Here is a 6,433-nt window from a genome sequence, read left to right as displayed (position 1 = left end):
CATCTGTTAATCCCAACTCCTTTCAGCCCTGAAACAAGATATACTTGAACGTCATCATAGGTTAAGTTAATAAATTAATCATGCTACTTGAGATTAGTCTAGAGAATTTCGTACTTATAAAACATCTGCACCTTTCCTTCGCCCCAGGCCTCACAGTAGTGACTGGAGAAACCGGCGCCGGCAAGTCGCTGCTCATTCAGGCCTTAAAGATAATCTTGGGGGCAAAGGCAGCCCCGCAACATATACGCACCGGCGAAGAACAGGCCGTTATCCAGGCCGTCTTCGAGACCCCTAAGGGATATGGGGTAATTCTTGATAGATACGGGATACCAGAAGACGACGTCATAATAATCCGTAGGAACCTGACAATAAATGGACGGACAAAAAATTATATCAACGGTGCAATGGTCAACCTCCAGACCCTGAGAGAGATTGCGGCCCCGATCGCAAGCCTTGGGGGTCAACATGAATTCCAAGGACTTTTAAGCACAGCAAACCACTGCGTGTGGCTGGATCGCTTTGGGGACCTAGAGCCATATGTTTCAGAGGTTTCAAACCTGCATCAAGCGCTACTCTCTGCCAAAAAGGCCTTTGACATGGCATTGAAAGAAAAGAAGGCTACCGAAGAGACTGTATCGAGACTTGAAAGAGAGTTACAGGAGATCGCGTCGGTTGCGCCTGTACATGGAGAAGATGAGACATTGGATCAGGAATTGAAGGTATTGAAAGAGGCTGCAAATCTAAAAGCAATTGGTGAATCGTGCTATAATGAATTATATATCCAAAAGGGCTCCCTTCTTGAAGGGCTCGCTAGATGCAAGGCAGCCCTTGAGCGCATGAGCGCCGTTGACCAAAGGGTTAAAAAGGCGGACCAGGAATTTGCATCGGTTATCTATCAGGCTGAAGAGACGGCCTTTTTCCTCAGAGACTACCTCAAAGACCTGCCTTCTGACATCTCACGACTAGACGAGGTGGAGGAGCGTATACACAGACTAAGGGAACTTAAGAGGCGTTTCGGCCCTGAACTTTCGGACGTCCTCTCTTATAAAACAAAGATCGAAAAGAGGCTTGATGAGACAAAAAATCTTGACGGGACCATTGAAGACCTCGAAAAAGAAATCTCAAAAAAAGAAAACGAACTGCTGGCCTCGGCGTTGAGACTCTCAAAAAAGAGAAAAGAGGCGGCGATGAGGCTGTCTCGCGCAGTCGAGGCAGGCCTTAAGGAATTAAATTTTTCGAGATCGGCCTTTTTAGCCGAAGTAACAGGTCCTGAACATCCTAAGGCTGAAGATGTCAGCCCAAATGGCCTGGATGAGGTAAGGTTTATATTCAGTCCCAATATAGGAGAGCCACCTCGTCCGATTGAGGAGATAGCCTCCGGCGGTGAGCTTTCCCGTGTAACGCTTGCATTAAGGGCCGCCCTTGCCGAAAAATTCGGGATCGAGACGATAATATTTGACGAAATAGACGCTGGACTCGGTGGCGAGACCGCTGGCTGCGTCGGCCAGAAACTCAAGGCCCTTGCCGATCGGGGGCAGGTTATTGCGGTAACACACTTCCCGCAGATAGCTGTGCTCGCCGATCACCATGTAGTGGTAACCAAGACCGTTGAAGAAGGCAAGACATTGACCAAAATAAAAAATCTCACAGCTAGCGAACGCATGGATGAAATTGCAAGGATGCTCGGCGGGGATCAGGCCACGGCCAAAAGATATGCGAAAGAACTCCTCTCGTCTTGAGACAATCTGCCTGTTGCTCTATTCAGGCGGTCTTGACAGTATCATTGCATATAAAATACTTGAGAGACAGGGCCTCACCGTCAAGGCCCTAAGGTTCATAAGTCCGTTTTTCGGGCATGAATTCAAAAACCGCGAGGATGAAGCAAGGCTGGAGGCCCTTGAAAAATATGGGATAGACCTCGAGATTATAGATGTCTCAAGGGATTATCTAGAGATATTGAGATCGCCGAGATATGGATATGGTAGATACCTCAACCCATGCATCGATTGCAAGATATTCATGGTCAAGCAGGCCATTGCAAGGCTCGACAGCCTCGGTGCAACCTTCATAGCAACAGGAGAGGTTGTCGGCCAAAGGCCATTTTCCCAACGCAGGGATACGATCAACCTCATAGAGAAAGAGGCAGGGGCCAAAGGATTGATATTAAGGCCTCTCTCGGCCCTAAATCTCCCGCCGACCCCCATGGAAAAAGCGGGCCTTGTGGATCGATCGAGGCTCTTGGGGATAAGTGGACGCAGCAGGAAGCCCCAGATCGCACTTGCCGAAGAATTCGGCATAACTGACTATCCGCAACCCGGCGGTGGCTGTGTACTTACAGACCCAATTCTATCCAAAAGCATCAAAAGATTCATAGAGATCCAGCCTTCATTCGGACCTGACGACGTATTTCTTGCCATAATAGGCAGACGATTCCTGTTTCCCGATGGATCATGGCTGATACTCGGAAGGAACGATAATGAAAATAAACGCATCATGTCCCTCTTAAAAAAGGGCGATACATGTCTCTGCACAGCCGAAGGCACAGGACCGCTTGGACTCTGGCAAAAAATGATACGAGATGATGATATGGCGCCCAATTATGAAAGATGGTATGAAAGGCACAAAACCGAGGTGGAAAATATATTTTCGCGATATGCCAAGCGCGGCAGAGGCGTATTGTTCATAGAAATCTCTAGAGACAAGGCGCTTGATCTGGACCGGCTATCAAATAACGAAAGGAAATCTTTTCTATGCTAGATCTTATCAGACGCAATGCCAGCTCCTGGATTTTGAAATTCATCCTTGGGGCCATAGTCCTCGTATTTGTCTTTTGGGGGATTGGGAATTTCCGCTCCCAAAGGTTGCAGACAGTGGCGCAGGTGAACGGTGAAAAGATAACCGTCGATGAATACCGCAGCGCCTATTCCGACGCCGTCAATCGATACAGACAGATGTTCCAGGGAAAGATACCGGAAGGGCTCCTTGAAAAACTAAACATCAAGCAACAGGTCATAGACGGACTCATCCAACAGGCGCTTGTCCGCCAAGCAGCTGATAAAATGGGAATCAAGATAAGTAATGAAGAGCTTCAAAAGGCTATAGCATCCATACCGGCCTTCCAACGAAACGGCGTGTTCAACAAGGTTATATATGAAAGGACGCTGAGGAGCCAGGGGATGCTTCCCGCATCTTTTGAAAACAAAGTAAGGGATGAGCTCCTTGCGGAACGGGTGGTCGGCCTGCTGAGTGCAGGACTTATGGTTCCAGATGATGAGGCAAGAGACCATTACATGTATGAAAACCAACAGATAGACCTTAATTATGTGATGGTGGATGCAAACGAATGTAGAAACGAGGCCAAGGCGACCGATCAGGATGTGACTACATGGTACAATGCACACAAAGAAAATTTCAGGACCGAACCACAGATAAATATAAATTATCTTTTTTTCGATCAAGAAGGGCTCTTGAAGGGCATAAGTGTGACTGATGATGAAGAAAAAAATTATTATCAAGAACATAAAGCTGAATTTGTCAAAGACAAGGCAAAGCCAGGGGAGCTACTGCCATTTGATGAGGTAAAAGATAAAATCGCCGAGAAAATAAAGGCTGCAAAGGCAAAAGACCTTGCATGGAAAAAGGCGAATGAGGCCTACAATGAGATCGTCGGCCTAGGAAGCCTTGCTGAATATGCAAAACGCCATAATATCAAGCTTGAGGCGACGGGCCTCTTTTCTGAAAAATCCCAACCCAAAGGCCTAATGCTTGGATCTGATGCAGCAAGTCAACTGTTTAAACTAGGTCAGGGTGAGCTCAGTTCTATAATAGAAACCCCAAAAGGGTTCGTCATAGCACAGATAGCGGAGAAGAAGACGTCCTACATCATGCCCCTCGACGAGGTGAAAGACAGGGTAGCGGAGGCTGTAATCAACAAAAAATCCAAGGATCTCTGCAGGGCGAAGGCCGTGAAACTGCTCGACACAGCAAAGAAGATCGGCCTTGATCAAGCCGCCAATGAGATGGGCCTCAAGGTGCTTGAGACAGGCTTTTTCAAACGTTCTGACATCACAGCGAACGGAAAACTGCCAATGCAGGCCGCAAAGGTCGGGCTCTCCCTCTACGGAGATAAACGTCTGCCGGATGATGTAATAGACACTGGGGACAGATTTTACGTCTTGTCTTTCAAGGATAAAAAAGATGCGGATCCAAACGGGTTTGAAGGACAAAAAGATGAAATCGTCAAGCAACTACTCTCCCTCAAACAAAGGACACTTATCCAAGACTGGCTTGCCAATCTAAAAGCAAGGGCGAAGATAAAGATATACGACAAGGCTGTTCTTTAACTGCCCCCATGAAAACGCCGTTTTTGCAGATCATAAGGGAAAGGGTTGTGCTCGGGGACGGGGCGATCGGTACATATCTCTATGAAAAGGGTGTGGATTATGGTGAAAATATTGACATATTAAACCTAGTTGAACCTAATCTGATATTTTCGGTCCATGAAGATTACATAAGGGCTGGTGCCGAGGTTATCGAGACCAATACATTCGGGGCAAACAGATTCAAGCTAAGGCCGAACAAGGGCTATGAAAACCGCGTCAGGGAGGTCAACCTTGCAGCCGCAGCCCTGGCATTAAAGGCCGCCGGAAAGGAGATATATGTTGCTGGATCCGTGGGCCCTACCGGCATGGATTTCCCTCTTGACGAGGATATAACCAAAGAAGACGTGAAGGCGGCCTTTTTCGAACAGATAGCGGCCCTGCTGGAGGGCGGCGTCGATCTCCTTTTTATCGAGACATTCATTCATCTTGATGAACTCCTGATCGCCATAGAAGCAGCAAGAGACCTCTCAAGCGACATACCGATCGCGGCCCAGATGGTCTTCCCGACCCAGGGAAAGACGGCGCGTGGTCTAGACGCAATAGACTGTGCCGAGGCCGCAGCCGAAAAAGGCATCTCTATCTTTGGATCTAACTGCGGCAGGGGCGTAAAGGCCACACTGCAGGCCATAGAAAGGCTCTCCACCCTTAAAGATCGTATACCTTTGTCCGCATTCCCCAATGCCGGCCTCCCTGAAATCATAGGGCAACGGACCGTCTATTCCGCCCAGCCAGCATATATAGCAAAATCCATCGTCGAGATGATAAAACTCGGCGCAAGACTTGTAGGAGGCTGCTGCGGCACAACGCCCGCCCATATCCATGAGTTTAAAAAGGCCCTTCATCTCAAAAAGAGCAATGCCTCGGCCCTTATCCCGCGGGCGATTTACGGCGGTGAAAAAGGCAGATCAACAGATCGCAAGGGCCTAGGGCGGGGCGGTATGTTGGAAAGTCTGAAGCCAGGCAGGATACCAATCCTGGTTGAACTTGATCCGCCTCAACACCTCGATGCAGCAGGTACAATTGACGGGGCGAGGGTCTTATCCGAATCCGGCGCGGACGCCATAACCCTGGCCGAACATCCCCTTGCAATCTTAAGGGCCGACAACCTCTCTCTGGCGCATCTGATCCGCACTGAAACAGGTATCCAGACAGTAGTACATCTTACCTGCAGAGACAGGAATGTCCTTGGACTGCAGAGCCAAATCATGGGCGCCCATCTCCTCGGTATAGAGGCGATTCTCGCCATAACTGGAGATCCAGCGTCATCCAGCGATCAGCCGGGGGCAAATGGGGTCTTCGACCTGAACTCCATCGGCCTGATAAGGCTTATCAATCAATTCAATCAAGGCTACAATATGGCTGGCAGCCCTATGCGGAAAAAGACAAATTTTTCCATCGGCGCAGCCTTCAGCTACAGACCATCGAGTCCTGGGCTTCAAATAAAGAGGCTGGAACAAAAGATAGCAAATGGCGCTCGTTTTGTAATGACCCAACCGATATTCGACCTAGCCGATGCAGAGGCAATGATGGAGGCGGTGGCCTACCTCGGGGCCCCTATCTTTATAGGCGTGTTTCCCTTGCTCTCAGCCAGAAACGCCGATTTTCTACACAACGAAATACCGGGAATCACCATCCCATCCAATCTCAGAAAAACCTTGTGGAGCTATGAAAAGATCGACGACCAGCGAAAGGCGGCCATGGAATTTACAGAGACCCTTATAACAAAAATTGCGCCATGGGCGGATGGTCTTTACATAATAAGCCCATTAAACAAGTGGGAAGTATCCGCAAGGCTTGTAAAGATGATAAGAGATGCGAATTTCAAGGGAAGCGGTAGGGCCTTACAGCAACAAGGCCCTATCTTGCCACCATTGAGCGCATGATGTCGGCGGCGTTTTCTGCACGATCAGCCGTCTTGCCGACAAGTTCCACCAGCTTTATGAGATAGAATGTCTGCAGAGGGTCCAGATCCAGTGTAAAGACCTCTTTTTTAAGCCCATGTTCCATGAGATCGGCCTCGTGCTCTTTAACCCTCAATTTATATATGTTTT

At 48.6% G+C, this 6,433-nt stretch carries 5 protein-coding genes; 4 read left to right on the top strand and 1 reads right to left on the bottom strand.

All coding sequences use genetic code 11. The features are described 5' to 3' along the window. Positions 1-80: 80 nt before the first annotated feature. From recN to ACP5SG_RS09100, 4 genes are read left to right on the top strand one after another with little or no spacing between them, the layout of a single operon-like run. Complete coding sequence (gene recN / locus ACP5SG_RS09115; protein ID WP_237888359.1) at positions 81-1,739, top strand: DNA repair protein RecN; 1,659 nt, start codon at positions 81-83, stop codon at positions 1,737-1,739. Continuing rightward, entirely contained in the window at positions 1,714-2,757 is a 1,044-nt protein-coding gene (locus ACP5SG_RS09110; protein WP_428123806.1) for a thiamine biosynthesis protein, read from the top strand. Before recN ends, ACP5SG_RS09110 begins: the two co-directional genes overlap by 26 nt. Next, a complete protein-coding gene (locus ACP5SG_RS09105) occupies positions 2,751-4,343 on the top strand; it encodes a SurA N-terminal domain-containing protein (RefSeq protein ID WP_428123802.1) in 1,593 nt (530 codons plus the stop codon). Before ACP5SG_RS09110 ends, ACP5SG_RS09105 begins: the two co-directional genes overlap by 7 nt. 8 nt (positions 4,344-4,351) lie before the next feature. Beyond that, a complete protein-coding gene (locus tag ACP5SG_RS09100; RefSeq protein ID WP_237888362.1) occupies positions 4,352-6,265 on the top strand; it encodes a bifunctional homocysteine S-methyltransferase/methylenetetrahydrofolate reductase in 1,914 nt (637 codons plus the stop codon). On the opposite strand, the gene ACP5SG_RS09095 is transcribed toward ACP5SG_RS09100, so the two are convergent. Further along, the coding region (locus tag ACP5SG_RS09095) for a DUF47 family protein (RefSeq protein ID WP_428123797.1) at positions 6,240-6,433 on the bottom strand (194 nt) is incomplete at its 5' end. The two genes, ACP5SG_RS09100 and ACP5SG_RS09095, sit on opposite strands and share 26 nt — an antisense overlap.

This window comes from Dissulfurimicrobium sp. (assembly GCF_049968175.1).
Lineage (GTDB): Bacteria > Desulfobacterota > Dissulfuribacteria > Dissulfuribacterales > Sh68 > Dissulfurimicrobium > Dissulfurimicrobium hydrothermale.
The sequence above is the reverse complement of the archived record's forward strand: the minus strand, read 5'-3'. Positions and strand labels throughout refer to the sequence as shown.